This is a genomic window from Corynebacterium pseudokroppenstedtii (assembly GCF_019754945.1).
GTDB classification, from domain to species: Bacteria; Actinomycetota; Actinomycetes; order Mycobacteriales; family Mycobacteriaceae; genus Corynebacterium; species Corynebacterium pseudokroppenstedtii.
On sequence record NZ_JAEUWU010000001.1, the window covers coordinates 15,446 to 32,524 of the forward strand.

15 protein-coding genes are annotated in these 17,079 nt (G+C 55.5%); 12 read left to right on the forward strand and 3 right to left on the reverse strand.

From position 1 onward, the window contains the following. Positions 1-117: 117 nt before the first annotated feature. The 4 genes from JMN36_RS00080 (at position 118) to JMN36_RS00095 (ending at position 3,447) form a co-directional block, all read left to right on the forward strand. Positions 118-1,134: an MTB12 C-terminal domain-containing protein gene (locus tag JMN36_RS00080; RefSeq protein WP_204087325.1), complete on the forward strand. Its 1,017-nt coding sequence runs from the start codon at positions 118-120 to the stop codon at positions 1,132-1,134. Between the two features lie 51 nt (positions 1,135-1,185). Further along, positions 1,186-2,055 (forward strand): ABC transporter ATP-binding protein, encoded by an 870-nt coding sequence (locus tag JMN36_RS00085; protein WP_204087324.1) that lies wholly within the window; start codon positions 1,186-1,188, stop codon positions 2,053-2,055. Then, positions 2,039-2,890 (forward strand): hypothetical protein, encoded by an 852-nt coding sequence (locus JMN36_RS00090; RefSeq protein WP_204087323.1) that lies wholly within the window; start codon positions 2,039-2,041, stop codon positions 2,888-2,890. Before JMN36_RS00085 ends, JMN36_RS00090 begins: the two co-directional genes overlap by 17 nt. Before the next feature lie 104 nt (positions 2,891-2,994). Further along, positions 2,995-3,447, forward strand: a complete 453-nt coding sequence (locus JMN36_RS00095) for a pyridoxamine 5'-phosphate oxidase family protein (protein ID WP_046202606.1) — start codon at positions 2,995-2,997, stop codon at positions 3,445-3,447. A gap of 6 nt (positions 3,448-3,453) precedes the next feature. On the opposite strand, the gene nadE is transcribed toward JMN36_RS00095, so the two are convergent. Further along, complete coding sequence (gene nadE / locus JMN36_RS00100) at positions 3,454-4,290, reverse strand: ammonia-dependent NAD(+) synthetase (RefSeq protein ID WP_204087322.1); 837 nt, start codon at positions 4,288-4,290, stop codon at positions 3,454-3,456. Positions 4,291-4,551: 261 nt separating this feature from the next. Between nadE and ykgO the strand changes: the two genes are divergently transcribed. From ykgO to nrdE, 4 genes are all read left to right on the forward strand, one after another. Beyond that, positions 4,552-4,674: a type B 50S ribosomal protein L36 gene (ykgO, locus tag JMN36_RS00105; RefSeq protein WP_012732041.1), complete on the forward strand. Its 123-nt coding sequence runs from the start codon at positions 4,552-4,554 to the stop codon at positions 4,672-4,674. Between the two features lie 842 nt (positions 4,675-5,516). Further along, positions 5,517-5,750, forward strand: coding sequence for a glutaredoxin-like protein NrdH (gene nrdH / locus JMN36_RS00110; protein WP_012732040.1), 234 nt, complete (start codon positions 5,517-5,519; stop codon positions 5,748-5,750). Positions 5,751-5,937: 187 nt separating this feature from the next. Next, complete coding sequence (gene nrdI / locus JMN36_RS00115) at positions 5,938-6,369, forward strand: class Ib ribonucleoside-diphosphate reductase assembly flavoprotein NrdI (protein WP_221923623.1); 432 nt, start codon at positions 5,938-5,940, stop codon at positions 6,367-6,369. A 97-nt stretch (positions 6,370-6,466) separates the two neighbouring features. After that, the gene (gene nrdE, locus JMN36_RS00120; protein WP_046202602.1) at positions 6,467-8,623 is read left to right on the forward strand and encodes a class 1b ribonucleoside-diphosphate reductase subunit alpha; all 2,157 of its coding nucleotides are present in this window, start codon (positions 6,467-6,469) and stop codon (positions 8,621-8,623) included. Between the two features lie 178 nt (positions 8,624-8,801). Here nrdE and JMN36_RS00125 read toward each other — a convergent pair whose 3' ends face one another. Continuing rightward, positions 8,802-9,290, reverse strand: a complete 489-nt coding sequence (locus tag JMN36_RS00125) for a ferritin (RefSeq protein WP_041628867.1) — start codon at positions 9,288-9,290, stop codon at positions 8,802-8,804. A gap of 407 nt (positions 9,291-9,697) precedes the next feature. Here JMN36_RS00125 and nrdF point away from each other — a divergent pair, with 407 nt between their 5' ends. From nrdF to JMN36_RS00145, 4 genes are all read left to right on the forward strand, one after another. Then, positions 9,698-10,708: a class 1b ribonucleoside-diphosphate reductase subunit beta gene (nrdF, locus tag JMN36_RS00130; RefSeq protein WP_204087320.1), complete on the forward strand. Its 1,011-nt coding sequence runs from the start codon at positions 9,698-9,700 to the stop codon at positions 10,706-10,708. 365 nt (positions 10,709-11,073) lie between these two features. Continuing rightward, the gene (ctaD, locus tag JMN36_RS00135) at positions 11,074-12,771 is read left to right on the forward strand and encodes an aa3-type cytochrome oxidase subunit I (RefSeq protein WP_204087319.1); all 1,698 of its coding nucleotides are present in this window, start codon (positions 11,074-11,076) and stop codon (positions 12,769-12,771) included. Positions 12,772-12,977: 206 nt separating this feature from the next. Next, positions 12,978-14,279, forward strand: a complete 1,302-nt coding sequence (serB, locus tag JMN36_RS00140; RefSeq protein ID WP_236881836.1) for a phosphoserine phosphatase SerB — start codon at positions 12,978-12,980, stop codon at positions 14,277-14,279. Further along, complete coding sequence (locus JMN36_RS00145) at positions 14,272-15,081, forward strand: aminoacyl-tRNA hydrolase (RefSeq protein WP_204087318.1); 810 nt, start codon at positions 14,272-14,274, stop codon at positions 15,079-15,081. Before serB ends, JMN36_RS00145 begins: the two co-directional genes overlap by 8 nt. Here the strand turns inward: JMN36_RS00145 and JMN36_RS00150 are convergent. Further along, positions 15,071-17,077 carry an ATP-dependent DNA helicase gene (locus JMN36_RS00150; RefSeq protein ID WP_412728549.1) on the reverse strand — a complete coding sequence of 669 codons (2,007 nt, stop codon included), beginning with the start codon at positions 17,075-17,077 and terminating at the stop codon, positions 15,071-15,073. The two genes, JMN36_RS00145 and JMN36_RS00150, sit on opposite strands and share 11 nt — an antisense overlap. Positions 17,078-17,079 lie beyond the last annotated feature (2 nt).

The following is a 17,079-nucleotide window of genomic DNA, read 5'->3' on the forward strand; positions in this document are numbered from 1 at the left end:
AGGTGTGAAGTCCGCGATATTAAATGAGAAATTATTATGCGTATTTAAAAAATTAGGCTAATCTACACACATCTCCCTTTTTGTTCAAGGTTAAACTGCACATAGGTGGCGCCCCTCATGTCCTCCAAACCCCTGGGCCCAGATCAGTCCAGCCCGTCAGAATTCGATCCACCCCAGTCGGGCTCCGACAGCCAGTCGGATTACAGCGGCCAGTCGGATAATCCCCCTACGGATAACTTCAGCCTGGAGGAGAGTGCTCAGCAGAGCGGTGCAAACCGTCGCGTGAACTGGCCGACCGTCATGATGGCCGGCGGTGTGGCGGCTATCGTTGCGGCGGTCATCTTGGCGATTGGCGTCGTCGGTTTGTCTCGCCACGGAGACGACGATTCAGCCGCCTACGTCGCGGAAGAGACCACCGATGCGCAGGGGCATAAGGTCATCAAGAAGTCGCCGGTCCCGTCGAGTGCGAAGAAGTCGAAAGATGCTTCCGGGAAAAATTCGCACGATAAGAATAAGAATGACAAGGGTTCCACGGGTGGGGCACTGGGTGCTCCCACCGAGGGGAAGAAAGCGTCGTCGTCGGGCGGAAACTCGGATTCGAGTTCGGGGTCTGGAGAGAATGGCAATGACAGTGGGTCGGACTCCGATTCATCTCAGAATGGGCAGGATGAGTCTGATGCCGGAGATAATGATGCCGACGATAGCAGCGTATCGGACTCGGATTCCGGAAACCGCAGGTGGACGCCGTCGTCACCCTTGCCAGCTAACTACACGGTGACGGATCCCAATCCTTCGCTCGACGAGCTCAACGGGATTGTGTACTTCCTGACTGCGACGGATGCCTCGGATGAAGCTAAGAAAGCGAATATTGAGGCACCCGATGCTGTGGTCGTTCCAAAGACTGTCTCGAGGATTGGTCTATTCCGCGCGCCACGTGGCGGGAGCCGGCTAACCGGACCCATGGAGCGAAACGGCGACACCATTACTGTTCGGCTTCACTCTTTCTCTGCAGGGATTCCCGACATTTCAATGCCTATCAACTTTGTCTACAAAGACGGGAATTGGCGGTTGGCTAGCTCATCAATGTGTCAGGGTGTAAAAACCGTTGGTCTCCCCATTTATTGCAACGCTTAGGGAAAACGCTGAGGTAATCGGCGTGATAAGTGTTCAGAAAAGGTCAGCGTCGTGATTCTGCTGGATAACATTCGTTATGAAGTCGGCCCAGGTAGCCGTCGGCTATGGTCCAGGACGACGAGTAGTAAACACCGTGAATCAGGCGCACATCGCGGGTCGAGTCAGGGCCGGAACGAAGCTACACGGGGCAGGCGGCCCGACTTCGCATTGTCGGATGTGTCACTGCGTTTCGATAATTCCACGATTACGTATCTCGTCGGTCTCAATGGTGTGGGCAAGTCGACGCTGCTGAAGATCATGGCAGGAATTGTGCCTGTCGCGTCGGGAGTAGTCAGCGTGGATGGCGTCGATCCGCGGAAATGGGACGGCCCCGGCCGCTCATTGGGAGTGTTCCTGGATACAACGGCGAGCGAAATGAAGCAGTCGGGACGCCATCATTTGCATTGGGTAGCGTCGGCAAAAAGGCTGTCTTGGGATGAAGCCGACGACATGATTGTGCGGGTTGGGCTCGGGGCCGTAGCGGATCGGCCAGTGCGCAGTTATTCGCTCGGTATGCGTCAGCGGTTGGGCGTTGCGACTGCGCTGCTCGGGTGGCCACGGAACATCATTATGGACGAGCCGATGAATGGTTTGGACCTCGCGGGCATGTTGTGGTTGCGGTCCTTGATGCGGGATCTGGCCGACCGCGGTCATTGCGTTGTGGTGGCGTCGCACCATTTCGCAGATGTGGAGCGGACTGCGGATCGGGTTGTTTTGCTCGAGGGCGGGACTATCGTGTCGCAAGGTTCGGTACGCGATGTTGTCGGGACTCATGCTTCGTTGGAAGAAGCTTTTATCGACGCGATTCCCCGCGCGCTCAATCACGCGGTCGCTGTTGGTCACCATCATGTCGGGAGGAGTGGCCATGCCCGGCAGTTCTGACAGCGCCCAGATGAACAGTGCCGCGCGTAAGTCGGGACCGTTTCCCTGGCGCGCGTTCTATTCCGCATGGACCTCGGAGTGGGTGCGGCTAAGCGGTTGGAGAGGCCCTTTCATACGTGTCCTCGTGCCATTGGGCATCGTTCTGCCCTTGGTGGTGACGCTGTTCATCGGCGGTGTAGCGGAGTCGCTGCACGGTAACGGTGGCTTGATTCAGGTTCGTGAAGTATCGACGACGAACGCGAACTATTGGGTGATCTACCTGGGAATCACCATGTATGCCGTCGTCGCGACCTACGCACAGGCCTCCTCGATGCGAGGACCCGTTGGCGAGCTGGACTCCGTGCTGCACCCACGACCAATCCCGTCGATCATCGCTCGCTGGCTAGTCGTGTCGGCTGCTTCGGCCATCGGGTCGTTTTTCTCCGTCCTCATGGTGATGGTTGCCTTGCCGGCGTTATACCCGCAGGTGTACGGGACTGTGTCCGCCTCAAGCGTCGAGGGCGTGCGGTTCTTGTGGGCGACGCCGCTCTATGCGGTCGCAGCGTGCGGAATCGGCGTGGGGATTGGTGCGCTCGTCGCCATCCCGGCGGCCGCGATTACCGTTATCACGGTCTGGTCGCTCTTGATCGAGAACGCCGTCGTGTTCGTCCCTCACGGGGGTGAACTTGTGGGGTGGATGCCGTTTCTGAACGGAATTTATGGCACAGGTCAAGAGATAGCTCTTGAGCCGCCGTGGAGCAGTAACGGCTCGTTGCTCTACGTCATGGGATGGGCTGCAGTGATTATGCTTTTGGGTACCTGCTCAGCGGTTAGACGGTCGCGTCGGCCCCGCTAGCAGGCGCCTAACATGCACCATGACTAGGGGGTTCGCCGTGTCGCATTGGCACCCGAAAGGGGGATTTCGCTGTGATGAACGTGTTTTTAGAGCAGAATAGACACATGAGCGACGAGAACATCATCACTGAACTGTCCGACGAGGAAGTCTTCGACTTCCTCTCTTCTGTAAAGCTAGGGCGTCTGGTTGTCAGGTCCGGTGAGGACATTGACATTTACCCGGTCAATTACGTTGTTGATCCCGGCGACGGTGACCGTCCGAAGTCCATCCTTTTCCGCACGTCAGAGGGCTCGAAGCTGGTCTCCCTGACCGTCAACGATAAGGTCCTTTTCGAGGTTGACTCTTTCGACGAATCCGACGCCACATCGGTCGTCATTCGCGGTCGCGCACATCGCTTGACCAGCACCGCAGAGATCAACGAAGCAGACAAACTTGAGCTCAAGCCGTGGCTTCCCACGCTGAAATACAACTATGTGCGGGTCGTCCCAGACTCCGTGTCAGGCCGTCACTTCAAACTTGGCGACGAACCTGACCGGTATATGAGCACTAAGTACTAGCACAGATTATTGCTTCCACCACGTGTCGGTAGGAGCGACCGGCATGCTGCGCTTATGGCGGCTCACCGTGTAGAGATGCTCGATGCGATCGATGGCTTCCTGCGGCAGCCCGTCGACGCCTTCGAGGTAATCATCGATCTGTGAGTAGGTCACGCCGAGTGCGTCTTCATCGGGGAGCGCAGGGCGGTTGTCTTCCAAGTCCGCGGTGGGAACCTTGCTCCACGTGCTGGGGGGCGCGCCGAGTTCCTGAAGCAGCGCTGCACCCTGCCGTTTTGTCAGACCTGAGAGGGGGAGAATATCCGCGCCGCCGTCGCCGTACTTGGTGTAAAAACCGGTTACGGCTTCTGCAGCATGGTCAGTGCCGACGACGAGGAGGCCAAGCTGCCCGGCCGCCGCATATTGGGCAACCATGCGAATGCGTGCTTTGACATTTCCCCGGTTGAAATCGGTGAGACAGTGAATTCCTAGCGACGCCGATACCGTCTTTGTTAACGCTTGGGTCGCATCTTTGATATTGATGGCGACGGTTCGATCCGGCTCGATGAAGTTCAGTGCGCGCTGGGCGTCGTCCTCATCTGCTTGCTCACCGTAGGGGAGCCGTACCGCGTGGAAACGTACCTTGGTTCCTTCTTGCTCGCGGACACGCTCGACGGCGAGCTGGGCCAGGCGGCCAGCTAGCGTCGAATCCTGGCCTCCCGAAATGCCCAGGATAAAGCCCTTAGCCTGCGTGGAGATCAGGTACTCAGCCAGGAATGAAACTCGTCGTTCGATTTCTTCCTGTGGATCAATGGTGGACTGGACGCCAAGGGAGCGTCGTATGTCGTCGCGAAGATCGCTTGTCATTCCACCATGGTAAAACGGTTGGGCTGCTGATGTACACCGGTGTCGGTAATTGACATACACCGGTGTGGGGTAGGTGAGGGATTGGGCATAAAGTTTTGGATTTCAGCCTGGTCGCGGTACCATAGCGGTTCGTGTCATAGTCATGTGGGTGAACTGCGATGATTTCGCGGGGATTATCCGCGCAAGACTGTGTTGTGTAGTGGCCAATCACCACAGGTGGTTGGCTTTTACTAGCCCAGCCGACGAAGAAAGGAGCGCCCGATGAAGGTCCGTAAGTCCCTTCGGTCGCTGAAGAACAAGCCGGGCGCTCAGGTTGTGCGCCGTCACGGCAAAGTTTTTGTGATCAACAAGAAGGATCCTCGTTTCAAGGCCCGCCAGGGTTAATTGACTCAGCGGCCGTAGCTGACAGCCAGCAAGAGCTGTATAGAAGCCGACGGTCGACATTGAGCTGAGCGCTGAAGAAGCGCCGAACCGGCAGCTTTCCATTAGGAAGGTTGCCGGTTTTTGCGTTCCGTTGGCAGGGTGGTGGGTGGACGCTCTGGTTTTACAGAAATGTGTCCGCGTGCGGGAAACTGCGTGGGTATATAGGGGTCGGTTGTGAAAACTGCGTGGGGATATGGGCGAAATATGGCCGAAAATTGGCCATATGCCCCCGCACTTTTATTTTTGGGCGCATATTCCCCCGCACTTTTCGGGCTCCAGGTGTAGCTTTCCCCGCAGTTTTCCGTCTACCGGCTCGTTTTTCCGTGCGTCGGTGCGTCGCGCCCCAGGAATTGGGTTCTTCCAGGGAGTTATCCGAGAGGACTGTTGGTGGTGGATGTGATCTGCTCGGGGCAGAGCGCACCGCCTTCTGTCGTATCACCCGGTGGACGCTCTGGTCCATGGGCGGGGCATCGTGCTTCAGGGATGAGGCGTTCCGGTTCGTGGATGATGCACATCTATGTAGCAAAACTGATGCTTAAATCGAGCCGGCATACATGTAGTGATTCGTAATAGTGACGACCTTGGAATTTCGTCTTTGTAATTACTACATGTAGTGGTCGTGGGCCGATTCAAATTCTATCTATTGTGTTTTTACCGTCGGTGGGATAGAGTTAATTCCCGTTGCACGGGCCGAACAAAGGGTGAGGATCCGCCGGATAGTCGCCTCGTTCTCGCGGTAAAAGTGCCCGTCGATAAACAATTGCCGCAGCAAAAGTAGTGCATCAACAGAGGGAGAATTTTCTATGGCCGTCACCGTCTACACCAAGCCCGCCTGTGTTCAGTGCACTGCTACAAAGAAGGCTCTCGATCGTGCGGGCGTGGACTACGAAACTGTCGATATCACCATGGACAGCGATGCTCGCGACTACGTGATGGCTCTGGGCTACCTGCAGGCCCCTGTCGTTGTCGCTCAGGATGAGCACTGGTCGGGGTTCCGTCCGGATCGCATTAAGAGCCTGGTCACCTCCGCTGCATAAGGCGTCGCAGCACACGTCGTCGCCGTTCGACGAGGACTCGCGTGGCGCGAAATCTTATCTTTTGGTTGTTCTGCAGAGTTAATAGGCGGTTCCCTGCAATGCGTGGCCCCGCCTCATTTTCATTTTTCTTTCCGTTTTAACAGTTCGTTTTAACAGTTTCAGTCACCAGAAAAGATGAAAAATAATCATGTACCTCGTCTATTTTTCTTCGGCGACGAATAACACGCAGCGGTTCGTCGATAAGTTGGGTATGCGTGCAGACCGGATACCGCTTCGACGTACCGAACCTGACCTGATCGTCGACGAGCCATATGTGCTGATTTGCCCAACATATGGCGGTGGGGCGTCGATAAGCCGGCAGGAAACGAGGCCTGTGCCCACCCAGGTGATTCATTTCCTGAACAACGAGCAAAACCGCGGTTTAATTCGGGGTGTTATCGCATCGGGTAACACCAATTTTGGTCCAGATTATGGGGTCGCGGGCGATATCATCGCAGAAAAGTGTCACGTTCCTTATCTCTATCGGTTCGAATTAATGGGAACCCAGGAGGACGTGGCCGTCGTGAAACAGGGCCTCGCTGCATTTGAGGCCAATGGGATGAGGCGGCACGCAGCATAAGTAATGCAAATCGCCTGTATGGACTCTCATCACAGACCGAACATCAATTACGAAACGTCAGTACAGAAGTTCCCCCTCAACTATTAGGAGATTCTAGGTGTCAGATCTCGGCAAAACAGTAGCAGAACCTGTTCGGTCTACAGAGCAGTTAGATTTCCATGCTCTGAATGCCATGCTTAACCTCTATGACGAGAATGGCAAGATTCAGTTCGACAAAGACCGCGAAGCGGCTAATCAATTTTTCCTTCAGCATGTTAATCAGAACACGGTGTTCTTCCATGATCTGGAAGAAAAATTTGATTACTTGATCAAGAACAACTATTACAACGGTGACGTTGTCGAGAAATATGAATTTTCCGACATCAAAGATCTGTTCAAGCAAGCCTATAGCTATAAGTTTCGTTTCAAGACGTTCTTAGGCGCATACAAGTATTACACCTCATACACGTTGCGCACTTTTGATGGAAACCGTTACTTAGAGCGGTATGAGGACCGAGTATGCATGGTGGCCTTGGGGCTTGCTGACGGTGATATTTCGCTAGCACGCCGGCTCGTCGACGAAATTATTCAGGGCCGTTTTCAGCCCGCAACCCCGACGTTCCTCAACATCGGGAAAGCTCAGCGTGGTGAGCCGGTTTCATGCTTCCTTCTTCGTATCGAAGACAATATGGAGTCGATTGGTCGCTCTATCAACTCTGCTCTACAGCTATCTAAGCGTGGCGGGGGAGTAGCGCTCCTCCTGTCTAACCTGCGTGAACAGGGCGCTCCGATCAAGAAGATCGAGAACCAATCGTCCGGCGTCATTCCAGTAATGAAGCTCCTGGAAGATTCCTTCTCTTACGCCAACCAGTTGGGTGCGCGTCAGGGAGCCGGTGCGGTGTACTTACACGCACACCATCCGGATATTTTGCGATTCTTGGACACCAAGCGTGAAAATGCGGACGAAAAGATCCGTATTAAAACCTTGTCACTGGGTGTAGTTATCCCTGATATTACGTTTGAATTGGCCAAGCGTAATGATGATATGTACTTGTTCTCGCCGTATGACGTTGAACGAGTCTATGGGAAGCCATTCTCGGACATCGGCATCTCTGAGCACTATGACGAGATGGTGGAAGATCCTCGCATTAAGAAATCGAAAATTAATGCGCGGCAGTTCTTCCAGACATTGGCCGAGATTCAATTTGAGTCCGGCTATCCGTACATTATGTTTGAGGATACAGTTAATCGCGCGAATCCCATTGCTGGGCGCATTAATATGTCTAACCTCTGCTCAGAGATCCTCCAGGTCAATAGCCCGTCGGAATTTAACGCGGACCTGACGTATGAACATATCGGTGACGATATCTCGTGCAACCTCGGTTCGCTGAACATTGCGATGGTCATGGATAGCGATGACTTCGATGGAACCATCGACACCGCTATCCGTGGGTTGACTGCGGTCTCGGATCAGACGTCGATCGATTCGGTGCCATCCGTCCGGCAGGGCAACGAGCATTCCCACGCAATCGGCTTGGGCCAGATGAACCTGCACGGCTACTTGGGTCGCGAGCATATTTACTATGGCAGCGAAGAAGCGCTCGATTTCACCAACGCGTATTTTGCCGCTGTCATGGTGGCCTGCCTCAAGGCATCCAATCGCCTCGCTAAGGAACGGGGAGTGACGTTCACCGGCTTCGAGGACTCCGATTACGCATCGGGTGCCTTCTTTGATCGGTACGATCCGAAGGATTTCGCGCCGAAAACAGAGAAGGTCAAGCGCATCTTCGAGGAATCGTCGATTTCGGTAACGACGCCTGAGGAGTGGGCCCAGTTGCGGGAGGATATCCAGCAATACGGCCTCTACAACCGAAACCTTCAGGCTATTCCTCCGACGGGTTCTATTTCGTATATCAACAACTCGACATCGTCGATTCACCCGATCGCGTCGAGAATTGAAATCCGTAAAGAGGGCAAGATTGGGCGCGTGTACTATCCCGCACCGCATATGAACAACGACAATCTTGACTATTTCAAAGATGCTTATGAAATAGGATATGAAAAGGTTATCGATACGTATGCGGTAGCGACGAAATACGTCGACCAAGGGTTGTCGCTTACCTTGTTCTTTAAAGACACCGCAACGACGCGCGATATTAACCGCGCACAGATTTATGCGTGGAAGAATGGGATTAAGACCCTGTATTACATTCGTCTGCGGCAGGCGGCATTGGAAGGTACAGAGGTCGAAGGTTGCGTCTCCTGCATGCTGTAACGGTTGGGCTGTCATGGTTTGGCAGTGACAGTGACGGTGCGCGATGCGCGCCGTCACAGCCGGGCCGTAACAAGTGGGGCCGAAACGGGCATAAAAATTAGGCCCCATATCGCGATGATATGAGGCCGTTGGTTACCTAACTAGCCGGCACATGCCAACTAGTTTTTCCTACTTAGTTTTAGCGCTGACCAAGCTCAGCATCGAGGCGGAGAATGCCCGCACCGTCGTCGCCAACAAGCTCAAGGCGATCGAGAATCTCGTTAACCGTGTCCTCTTCTTCGATCTGTTCGGTCAAGAAGCGGTCGATTAACTGGCGGGAATCAAGGTCACCTTCAGCATCTGCAGTCTTAGCTAGATCGCGAATCAGGCCCGATACCTTCTTCTCATGCTCAAGAGCAGCCTGGAATGCATCCTTTGCCGACTGAATGTTGAGCTCAGGAACGGAAAGGGTCGAGATAGTCACCTGACCACCGCGAGCCAAGATGTGGTCGCTGAAAGCGTGAGCATGTCCGAATTCCTCATCGACTTGTTCGCGCATCCAGTCCCGCATGCCTACCAAGCTAAGGCGATCAAGCTCCAGCCCTAGTTGCTTGTAAACGAGTGCCGCCTGGAGTTCGGCGTTGAATTGGTCATTGAATGCTTTCTGCATTGTGTCACTGATAGCCATGCCCCGATTATATAAAACTTTTTTGTTTTGGCCAATTATTTTTGAAAAAACTTTAGGGCTGAATTTTTTAGTTTAAGCAAAAAACAACCGGAATGCGGGTTTTAGGGTTCGCTACCGTCCGATTTATTCTACACAATATTTCACTACCCTCTCTCCAGATTTACAATTTTAGAATTAAACCTACGTCTAGTTTTTAAGGAAGTTGGCGTTGTCCTATGAATCTAAAATTCGCGGCTTTGGCCAAAGGAGGTCGAACACTTTTCACACACAAAACCGCCACTTACGCTAAAGATTTGATTCGTATGGTGACAGGGGAGCCTATGTCGTCGGGTAAGGGCTAGACTTGGCCGGTACGGGACTGACGGATACTGGCAGTTGATATTTACAGTGTTGAAAGGGGCACTTTTATGAAGAAGACCAACGCAATCACACCGGTCCGATGGGGGACAAACACAAACAACCATGATCGCCCCATCGCTGCCATCGATTGGAACACCATTCCCGATGACAAAGACCAAGAGGTGTGGGACAGGCTGACAGGGAACTTCTGGCTACCAGAGAAAGTTCCGCTCTCTAACGACATCAAGAGCTGGGGCACCCTCAACGAGCTGGAACAGCGCACCACGATGCGCGTATTCACCGGTCTCACCATGCTGGACACCATCCAGGGCACCGTCGGCGCGGTTTCTCTCATTCCCGACGCCCTCACGCCCCACGAAGAAGCCGTCTACACCAATATTGCGTTCATGGAGTCGGTCCATGCCCGCTCCTACTCGTCGATCTTCATGACGTTGTCGTCGACACCGGAAATCAACGACGCGTTCCGGTGGTCCGAGGAGAACGAGAACCTCCAGGACAAAGCCCGGATCGTTCTCGACTATTACGAGGGCGATAACCCCTTCAAGCGGAAGGTTGCGTCGACACTTCTTGAGTCCTTCCTCTTCTACTCGGGCTTTTACTTGCCGATGTACTGGTCCAGCCATGGCAAGCTCACCAACACTGCCGACGTCATTCGCCTGATTATTCGCGACGAAGCAGTCCACGGCTACTACATCGGTTATAAGTACCAGCGCGGCCAGGAGGCCCTGACGCAGTCCGAGCGGGACGGGCTGAAGGAATACACCTTCGACCTTCTCTACGAGCTGTATGACAACGAAACGCAGTACACCGAAGACCTCTACGACGAGCTGGGGTGGACGGAGGACGTCAAGCGTTTCTTGCGCTACAACGCCAATAAGGCCTTAAACAATCTGGGGTACGAAGCGTTGTTCCCTGCCGACGAAACCCGCGTCAGCCCGGCGATCATCTCGTCCCTGAACCCCGGAGCCGACGAAAACCACGACTTCTTCTCGGGATCGGGATCCTCCTATGTAATAGGTAAGGCGGAATCCACGACCGACGAAGACTGGGATTTCTAAGGCAGCTCTAAAGCCAGCGTCGGAGATAACGCCCGAAACCGGGTTTTAGTTCCCGAGGCCGACACGTCTCTTCCCCCTACTGTGTGGAAGATGGCCGAAAGGGCTGGCCTTTATGTGGTACACAGCGTTACTATATTGAACATCGTTGGTGTACTTCAGGCTATTGTCCGCCGATCTTCAGAAAACTCTCAGGCGCCCTCGTTGAGTTGTTGGACATCGCAACAACCTTTTCGACGTTGTTTGCGCTGGTGACAGCGTTCTGAGTGGTTAGGGTGGGGCGTGGTCGACGCACGCCGGCAATGACAATGACGAGGAATCTGCTTCACGTGAAGGCAAGGAGCAGCTTCCGAATTCAGGAGGAAAGTATGACTGCTGTAGCGCCTAAGGTTGACCAACCGGTCGCCCCTGCTAGGCCAAAGCCGTCAGGAACCACCCCGAAGGGGGGATTTGCCTGGCGCATGCTGACCACGACGGACCATAAGCAGCTCGGCATGATGTACATCATCACGTCGTTCTGTTTCTTCTTCCTCGGTGGTCTCATGGCCCTATTGATTCGTGCTGAGCTCTTCAGCCCGGGTCTTCAGTTCTTGTCCAACGAACAGTTCAACCAGCTGTTCACCATGCACGGCACCATCATGCTGCTGCTATACGGCACGCCTGTGGTGTGGGGCTTCGCGAACTACATCATGCCGTTGCAAATCGGCGCACCCGATGTGGCATTCCCTAGGTTGAACGCCCTGGGCTTCTGGCTGACACTCGGTGGCGGCATTCTAATGCTGTCGGGCTTCTTTACCCCTGGTGGAGCCGCTGACTTCGGCTGGACCATTTACTCGCCGCTGTCCGACGCTCTTCACTCGCCGGGTATCGGTTCCGACATGTGGATCGTCGGCGTTGGTGCTGGTGGTGTCGGAACCATCGCGTCGGCTATCAACATGATCACGACGATCGTGTGCCTGCGTGCCCCTGGTATGACGATGTTCCGCCTGCCGATCTTCACCTGGAACATTCTGGTTACGTCGATCATCGTTCTGTTGATCTTCCCGATGCTGACCGCAGCTGCCCTTGGCGTGCTGTACGACCGCAAACTCGGTGCACACATTTATGACCCCGCTAACGGTGGCGCAATTCTGTGGCAGCACCTGTTCTGGTTCTTCGGTCACCCTGAGGTTTATGTCTTGGCCCTTCCGTTCTTCGGTATCGTGTCCGAGATCGTTCCGGTCTTCTCCCGTAAGCCAATGTTCGGTTACGCCGGGCTGGTGTTCGCGACGCTGTCGATCGCTGCTCTGTCGGTTGCTGTGTGGGCTCACCACATGTTCGTCACCGGCGCTATCCTGCTCCCGTTCTTCTCATTCATGACGTACCTGATCTCGGTGCCGACCGGTGTGAAGTTCTTCAACTGGGTGGGAACGATGTGGCGCGGTCACATCACCTTTGAGACCCCGATGCTCTGGACCATGGGCTTCCTGGTGACATTCCTCTTCGGTGGTCTGACCGGTATTATGCTGGCTTCACCGCCGCTGGACTTCCACGTGTCGGATACCTACTTCGTGGTCGCTCACTTCCACTACACCCTGTTCGGTACCATCGTGTTCGCCTCCTGTGCAGGCGTCTACTACTGGTTCCCCAAGATGACCGGACGTATGCTGGACGAGCGTCTGGGCAAGATCCACTTCTGGATGACGGTCATCGGATTCAACGGAACGTTCTTGGTCCAGCACTGGCTCGGTGACGAAGGTATGCCACGTCGTTACGCTGACTACCTTCCGACCGACGGATTCACCGGTTTGAACCAGTTCTCCACGATCTTCTCCTTCATTCTTGGTATCGGATTCCTGCCGTTCATCTGGAACGTGTTCAAGTCGTTCCGCTACGGCGAGATCGTGACCGTTGACGATCCGTGGGGTTACGGAAACTCCCTCGAGTGGGCAACATCCTGCCCGCCCCCGACCCACAACTTCACCTCGCTGCCTCGTATCCGTTCCGAGCGCCCAGCCTTCGAGCTTCACCATCCGCAGATGGTTGAAAAGATGCGAGCTGAAGCTCACATCGGTCGGCAGATTTAGTGAGAGTGGTTGTGTGTTTGCTCGCTCAATGCGAGAGAAACAAAGTATTCAGACCTCCTGAATAAATGAGACGGCCCCCATCCACACGGTTGGGGGCCGTTTCTGCTATCACCACTAAAATCCGCGCGCCACTCAGGCACGATTACAAGACCTGTTTAAACCGCCCGCCTCGCCCCATCCACTCCTAGGAGCAACTGAAGTACACCATGGCCTCCAAGCTCTCTATTAATCTCATTGACGGTTTTCGCCCCGCCGTCGTCATCGCCTCTGGCCCCGACCGACCGGGTGTTAGTGCGGCGCTGTTCCGTGTCCTTGCCGCACATGGCAGTCAACTTCTCGACATCGAGCAGTCCATCTTCCGTGGGCACTTGTCCCTGGCTGCACTCGTCGGATGTCCGCCTCACAAAATTGGTCGCCTTCGTGACGATCTCGTCGAAACGCTAGCGACCTACGACTGCACCGTCGAAATTGAATTTGATGACCAGGCTGTACCGTCACGCCCATATTCCAGCCACGCCGTCGTCGTGTTAGGTAATCCAGTTACTGCGGAACATATTTCCCAGATTGGGCAAGTTCTGGCTGATTACGGGACAAATATTGATACCTACCGGGGCATCTCCGATTATCCAGTCACCGGTGTGGAGCTCAAAGTGTCGGTACGGGATCCCCGGCCCGGCGGCGGTATTGCGCTCCGCAAAGCTCTCGCGGAGCTCAGCACCCGGATCGGTGTCGACATTGCTATTGAGCGCGCAGGCTTGGCTCGGCGGTCCAAGCGTCTTATCTGCTTCGATTGTGACTCGACGTTGATCCGAGGTGAGGTCATCGAGATGCTGGCAGCCCACGCCGGCCGAGAACAAGAAGTAGCAGAAGTGACAGCGCGGGCAATGCGGGGAGAAATCGATTTCGAAGAATCGTTACGGGAGCGCGTCGCCACTCTGCGCGGTTTGGATAGCTCGGTCATCGACGAGGTAGCGAACAATATCGTCCTCACACCCGGGGCGCGGACGACGATCCGGACCCTCAAGCGAATGGGGTACCGCACCGCGGTCGTCTCAGGAGGGTTTATCCAGGTTATTCAACCACTGATTGATGACCTCGATATCGATTTCGTCCGGGCCAACACATTGGAAATTGTCGACGGCAGGCTGACCGGCAGAGTTGTCGGCGATATTGTGGGCCGGGAAGCTAAAGCGCGATACCTCAAGGAATTCGCCGCGACCTCGGGACTGGCGATGTATCAGACCGTTGCTGTGGGGGACGGCGCGAATGATATCGACATGTTGTCCGCGGCGGGGCTCGGCATCGCCTTTAACGCCAAGAAAGCGCTGCAAGAAGTAGCGGACGCGTCTGTGAATTTCCCCTTCCTCGACGAAGTGTTGAGCATTTTGGGTATTGACCGCGACGATGTTGATGCTGCTTCTGATGCCAAAGAAGCTACCGACGAAGGAATGACCGACGAGGCAACCGCCGACGAACACGCGACGTCACAGGAGTTAATTCATGATTGATGACGATGGACGCACGGAAGGCAGCGCGATATCTGGCATCAGAAACGCACATTCGCTGTTAGCGTCGGTTCTCGGCGATGGTGTCAACCAGCCCGATGGGGAAGATCCCAGTGATCCACACACCGTTCAAGCGATGCCGATCGTGCTGAACATGCCGAAATCGTCGCCGCCCCGTCGTCGGGAACTGTTGGAAGCCGCGGCGTTAGCGTCGGCACTCGTGTGTCTCGACCCTCGTGCCGGAAGCGACGGAGCATGGCGAGAATCGCTATCTCGGTGGTACGGAGCACGAATCCGGAAAATTGCGCGACGTGCTCGGACGTCGGGGCAGTGGTCGAAAGTGCAGAGCATTCCGGGAGTGACGGTCACGATTGGGGAGTCGTCGGCGCGTGCTTTTCTTCCAGGGCCGGTCCGCGATGTTGATCCGAGAATTGGAAAACTGCAGATTTCCGGTACTGATCTCCCGCGCGAGGACGCTTCGCAGAAGAAACGCATAGGTGGAAGCGATCCCGTGCGCCCAACCCTTGCATTAAACGAGGACTTGGAGATGTCGGTGGGCAAAGCTGCAGCTCAGGTGGGGCACGCAGCGATGTTATGGGCTGCTCATGCCTCATTTCCGACCGTTGAACGGTGGCTCCATGAACCGCGGTTCACCATCGTCGAGGTACCGAGTAGCGAGCTGGAGGCCGCTGCCCGTCGCTATGGGGTTGGTCATTACGTCGAGGTTGTTGACGCTGGTTTCACCGAGGTAGCCCCAGGTAGTAGAACCGCGGTCGCGTTTGATCCTGACGTGGCTATTTCTTGACTAGCCGCTTGAGCGCATCCCGCGTTTGTTCGAGTGAGGTCGTGCGCCACAAGTCCGGCATGGACGCTGCGATAAACGAACCATATCGTTTCGTAGCCAGCCTGGGATCGAGAACAGCGACGACACCACGATCATTCACGGATCGCAACAGCCGTCCGGATCCCTGCGCCATCAGAAGTGCCGCGTGCGCTGCCGATACCTCCATGAACCCATTGCGCCCCGCCGCGTTGGCCGCGTCGGAACGAGCTTTTAAGAGGGGATCGTCGGGACGGGGAAACGGAAGCCGGTCGATAATAACCAAAGATAACGATGGCCCGGGGACATCGACGCCCTGCCATAACGACAACGTGCCGAACAACACCGAGTTCTCATTGTTGGAAAATGACGTGACCAAGGCGCCTATCGAGTCCTCGCCTTGGCAATAAATGTCGAAAGGCAGAACTTCCCGCATCGCGTGTGCGGCAGCGTCGGCGGCACGGCGGGACGAAAACAAGCCCAGCGTTCTACCGCCAGCAGCGGTAATGAGAGTGCGCATTTCCTCAACGGCCTGCTGCGACATACCGTCCCGGCCGGGAGGTGGTAAGTGGTCCGCGACGTAAAGGATTCCCGAGCGCCGTGCATCAAAAGGCGTCCCCACGTCGAGCGTGGTGTAGGTGTTTTTACGCAAACCCCACTGCGCCGCCATGGCATCGAACTTCCCACCCAGGGCCAGCGTGGCCGAGGTCAAGATGACCGTATTGGCGTCGAAAAGATTCTTGCTCAGCAGCGGTGCGACCGAGAGCGGTGCCACCATTACTCTGCCGTTCTCACCATTCTCTTTCCACACCACATCGTCCGGTTCCAGGGAGGTACTGCGACCTTGTTGCTCGAGCTGATTGCCATACGAAAGAATTCGCGCGCAGGTGTGCAGCAGCTCATCCAGAGCCGAAAGCACCGCCTGCCGCTCCGCCGCCTTCTCCGGATCATTCGACAAAGAATCAGCGGACACACTATGCACCGCCGTAAACGCAGTATTGATATGTTTGCGCAAATCCTCCACGTTGCCGGCAGCGCCATCCGGAAATGGCTTCCACCGCCCATCATCCACCACAGCGTCGATGTACGACTGCCAATCATCAATGCTGTTCATCAGCGACGATGATGCCTCGTCATCAAACTTGGCGACGCGACGTGCCGTCGCCCTCATACCCGGTGCTGCCAGCTCCTGCGTTGCGACCGACGTGATACGCCCGTCCAGCTCATGCGCCTCGTCGACAATAACGATGTCATGCTCAGGCAGGATGCTTCCCTCAGACAATGCATCGATGGCCAGCAAAGCGTGGTTCGTGACGATAACGTGCGCATCACGCGTTTTATCGCGCGCACGCTCCGCGAAACAATCCTCGCCATGCGGGCACCGCGACGCGCCGATGCACTCATTCGCGGTCACACTGACTTGCTTCCACGCCAGGTCGGAAACGCTGCTCTCCAAACTGTCGCGGTCGCCGTCGTCAGTGTCGGATGCCCACTCGTGTAATTCCTTGACCTGCCGTCCGACGCGCGAAATCTGGCTGGGGTCGATCAGCGGGCTCTCACTGTTGTCCTCAACACCGAGCTTGTTCAGGCACAGATAATTAGACCGTCCCTTGAGGATCGCGAAATTGATCGTGCCCAGCGTGGGTTTCAACGCTGCTGCGATACGGGGAAGATCCCGGGAAATCAGCTGACGTTGCAGCGCAATCGTCGCTGTCGACACGACGATCGTGGTATCCGTTTCGACGGCGTGCGCGATCGCCGGAATAAGGTAAGCCATCGACTTCCCGGTTCCGGTACCAGCCTGAACCGCCAGATGCTTCTCCATCCTGATCGCTTTTTGGATGGATGAGGTCATCCGCGATTGGCCATCGCGCCGGGCACCTCCCATCGCGGCAACGACGGTGTCGAGCAAGCGCTCAGCGTCGTACTTTTCATTATCATTGCTCGGTTGAGCATCGGTTTGACGAGTCTTCGAACCCATAT

What these genes read in the sequence shown, in the direction of transcription:
- JMN36_RS00090 (WP_204087323.1), top strand. Translation starts at nt 2,039, where the DNA reads ATGCCCGGCAGTTCTGACAGCGCCCAGATGAACAGTGCCGCGCGTAAG.
- nrdI (WP_221923623.1), top strand. Translation starts at nt 5,938, where the DNA reads ATGTACCTCGTCTATTTTTCTTCGGCGACGAATAACACGCAGCGGTTC.
- nrdH (WP_012732040.1), top strand. Translation starts at nt 5,517, where the DNA reads ATGGCCGTCACCGTCTACACCAAGCCCGCCTGTGTTCAGTGCACTGCT.
- JMN36_RS00145 (WP_204087318.1), top strand. Translation starts at nt 14,272, where the DNA reads ATGATTGATGACGATGGACGCACGGAAGGCAGCGCGATATCTGGCATC.
- JMN36_RS00080 (WP_204087325.1), top strand. Translation starts at nt 118, where the DNA reads ATGTCCTCCAAACCCCTGGGCCCAGATCAGTCCAGCCCGTCAGAATTC.
- nadE (WP_204087322.1), bottom strand. Translation starts at nt 4,290, where the DNA reads ATGACAAGCGATCTTCGCGACGACATACGACGCTCCCTTGGCGTCCAG.
- JMN36_RS00125 (WP_041628867.1), bottom strand. Translation starts at nt 9,290, where the DNA reads ATGGCTATCAGTGACACAATGCAGAAAGCATTCAATGACCAATTCAAC.
- nrdF (WP_204087320.1), top strand. Translation starts at nt 9,698, where the DNA reads ATGAAGAAGACCAACGCAATCACACCGGTCCGATGGGGGACAAACACA.
- JMN36_RS00095 (WP_046202606.1), top strand. Translation starts at nt 2,995, where the DNA reads ATGAGCGACGAGAACATCATCACTGAACTGTCCGACGAGGAAGTCTTC.
- ykgO (WP_012732041.1), top strand. Translation starts at nt 4,552, where the DNA reads ATGAAGGTCCGTAAGTCCCTTCGGTCGCTGAAGAACAAGCCGGGCGCT.
- JMN36_RS00150 (WP_412728549.1), bottom strand. Translation starts at nt 17,077, where the DNA reads ATGGGTTCGAAGACTCGTCAAACCGATGCTCAACCGAGCAATGATAAT.
- serB (WP_236881836.1), top strand. Translation starts at nt 12,978, where the DNA reads ATGGCCTCCAAGCTCTCTATTAATCTCATTGACGGTTTTCGCCCCGCC.
- ctaD (WP_204087319.1), top strand. Translation starts at nt 11,074, where the DNA reads ATGACTGCTGTAGCGCCTAAGGTTGACCAACCGGTCGCCCCTGCTAGG.